2 protein-coding genes and 1 pseudogene are annotated in these 2,702 nt (G+C 75.6%); 2 read left to right on the top strand and 1 reads right to left on the bottom strand.

What is annotated here, in order from left to right:
• Positions 1 to 21: 21 nt before the first annotated feature.
• Positions 22 to 1,275 carry an ROK family transcriptional regulator gene (locus G5C65_RS35085; protein ID WP_165303104.1) on the bottom strand — a complete coding sequence of 418 codons (1,254 nt, stop codon included), beginning with the start codon at positions 1,273 to 1,275 and terminating at the stop codon, positions 22 to 24.
• A gap of 143 nt (positions 1,276 to 1,418) precedes the next feature.
• Between G5C65_RS35085 and G5C65_RS35080 the strand changes: the two genes are divergently transcribed.
• Positions 1,419 to 2,591, top strand: coding sequence for a sensor histidine kinase (locus G5C65_RS35080; protein WP_420903396.1), 1,173 nt, complete (start codon positions 1,419 to 1,421; stop codon positions 2,589 to 2,591).
• A pseudogene (locus G5C65_RS39840) lies at positions 2,588 to 2,702 on the top strand (DNA-binding response regulator); the annotation flags it as partial. The gene G5C65_RS35080 and the pseudogene G5C65_RS39840, both read left to right, overlap by 4 nt.

The following is a 2,702-nucleotide window of genomic DNA, read 5'->3' as shown; positions in this document are numbered from 1 at the left end:
GAGCGGGGACGGGGACGGGGGTCAGCGCGAGGTGTCGAACACCTCGTCGCGGGTCGTGGCGAGCGCGCTCTCCAGCGCGCCGCTCAGCACGGGGTGTTCGGTGACCGTGCCCAGCACCAGCCGGGGCCGGGGCACGGCCAGTTCGGACAGCTCGGCGCGCACCAGCTCGCGCAGCGGCTCGCCGCCCGCCGCCGGCAGGCCGCCGGACAGCACGATCAGCTCCGGGTCGAGCAGCGCGACGACGGAGGCGAGGCCGGTGGCCAGGTCGGTGGCGTGCCGGCGCAGCAGGGCGTCGTAGGCGGCGGCTGTATCGGCGTCGACGGCGTCCCCGGCGGCGTCCCCTTCCCCGGCGGCGGCGCGCTCCGCGGCGTGCGCCAGCAGCTGCGCTGCGGCGTCCTTCCACTGCGCCTGCTGGTCGTACTCCAGCCCCAGTTCGCGTGCGTGCAGCAGGACCGCGTTGGCGCCCGCGAGCTCCTGGAAGCCGCCGCTGTTGGACTGCCCGGGGCGGCGCACCAGCGGGGTGCCGGGCACCGGCAGGAAGCCGACCTCGCCCGCGCCGCCGGTCCGGCCGCGGTGCAGCTTTCCGCCGATGACGACCGCGGCGCCCAGCCCCTGCTCGTTCCAGAGCAGGACGAAGTCCTCGTGGCCGCCCGCCGCGCCCAGCCGCTGCTCCGCGACGGCCGCGAGGTTGACGTCGTTGTCGTACTCCAGCGGCATCGGGAGCGCGGCGGCGAGCTCGTCCAGCAGGGTGGGGGAGTGCCAGCCGGGCAGGTGGGAGGCGTACCGCAGCCGCCCGGTGCCGGGGTCGAACGCTCCGGGTGTGCCGATGACGATCCGCTGCAGGCCGGAGCGGTGGACGCCGGCCGTCTTGGCGGCGCCGTCCACGGCCTGGAGCACCTGCCGCACGGTGTCGGCCCCGGCCTGCCGCCCCGGTGTGGGCAGTTCGAAGGTGCCCGCGGTGCGGCCGGTGATGTCGGCGACGGCGGCCAGCAGCCGGGTGGAGGTCACATCGAGGGCCGCCACATGTGCCGCGGCCGGATTGACCGCGTACAGCTGCGCGTTGGGCCCCGGGCGGCCCTCGCTGGTGCCGGTGACGACAACCAGCCCGGCCGCCTCCAGACGGGCGAGGAGCTGCGACGCGGTGGGCTTGGAGAGCCCGGTGAGCTTGCCGATCCGGCCGCGCGAGAGGGGGCCGTGGGCGAGCAGCAGGTCGAGTGCGGCCCGGTCGTTCATCGCTCGCAGCACGCGAGGGGTCCCCGGTGTCGTCCCGGCCATGTGTGGTGCCTCCGCCTCGCTACTGTTAGGAAGGTTTCCCATTTATGTGCGGGAACAGTAGGGCGCCGGTGCGGTGAGCGTCAATGGGTCGGTGCGCCGCGGTCGGGCCGGTCCGGCTTGACGCCGTCGCTACAATCACCCCGGTGATCAATCTTGGGCGGGCCGCGGACGGGTGGCACCGGATGGACACCGCCATGCGGGACCTCCCGCTCGCGCTGGGCTTCGCCGCCGCGTCGTTCGTACCGGCCTTCCACAGCCACGGGACGCAGCTCGGCGGCCTGCCGGACCGCTCCTTCGACGCGCTGGCCGCGGCGGCGGTCGCCCTCCAGTGCCTCCCGCTCGCCCTGCGGCGCCGATGGCCCCTCCTGTGCCTCGCCCTGGCGTCGCTCGGCTTCGCCGCCGACCAGCTCCGCGGCTACCACTCGCTCGCGGGCACCGGGTGGGCCATCGCGCTGCTGAGCGCGGGGGCGCATCTGGAGCGGCTGCGCCGCACCACCGTGCTCCTGCTCTCCGCGGCCTATGTGCCGCTGGCGGTCGCGCTGCACCAGCTCGGCGGGACCGAGGCGCTGAGCGGATATGTGACGTTCTACCTGGCGACGGTCCTGGTGTGGGGCATCGGCGCGTGGGTGCGCTCCAGCCGGGTCGCGGAGGCCGAGCGCCGCCGCCGGGTCGCCGCTGACACCCGCGCCGCCGAGCGCGCCCGCATCGCCCGCGAGCTCCACGACGTCGTCACCCACCATGTGACGGCGATGGTGGTCCAGGCCGAGGCGGCACGCTATGTGACCGCCGCGCCCGAGCGCCTCGACCAGACCCTCACCACCGTCACCGACACCGGCCGGCGGGCGCTCACCGACTTGCGGCACCTGCTGGATGTGCTCAGCCCCGACGAGGTGCTCGGCCCCGACGGCGGCGCCGGGTCCCAGGCGCCGCCCTCCGGCGGGCTGCTCGCGCTCGTGGAGCAGACCCGGCGGGCCGGGCAGCCGGTGGAGTTCGCCGAGGAGGGCAGCCCGGCCCAGCCGGCCGGCAGCGCGGGGCTCGTGGCGTACCGGGTGGTGCAGGAGGCCCTGACCAACGCCCTCAAGTACGCTCACGGCAGCAGCACATCCGTCCAGGTGCGGTACGGCGCGCAGCACATCGCCGTGGAGGTGTGTACGGACGGCTCCGGCGCGCCGACCCGGTCCCCGGGCGGGAGCGGGCGGGGTCTCGCCGGGCTCCGCGAACGGGTCGTCGGCCTGGGCGGCGACCTCAGCGCGGGCCCGGGGACGGGCGGCGGCTTCGTCGTGCGGGCGCGGATACCCGAGGAGGATCCGACGTGACCACGCCGCTGAGGGTCCTGGTCTGCGACGACCAGGTGCTGGTCCGCACCGGGATGGTGACCATCATCGACGCGCAGCCCGACCTCGCGGTGGCGGGGGAGTGCGGGGACG

Source organism: Streptomyces boncukensis, assembly GCF_011045075.1.
GTDB lineage: Bacteria > Actinomycetota > Actinomycetes > Streptomycetales > Streptomycetaceae > Streptomyces > Streptomyces boncukensis.
This window is presented reverse-complemented; position numbering and strand designations above follow the sequence as displayed.

What these genes read in the sequence shown, in the direction of transcription:
- G5C65_RS35085 (WP_165303104.1), bottom strand. Translation starts at nt 1,275, where the DNA reads ATGGCCGGGACGACACCGGGGACCCCTCGCGTGCTGCGAGCGATGAAC.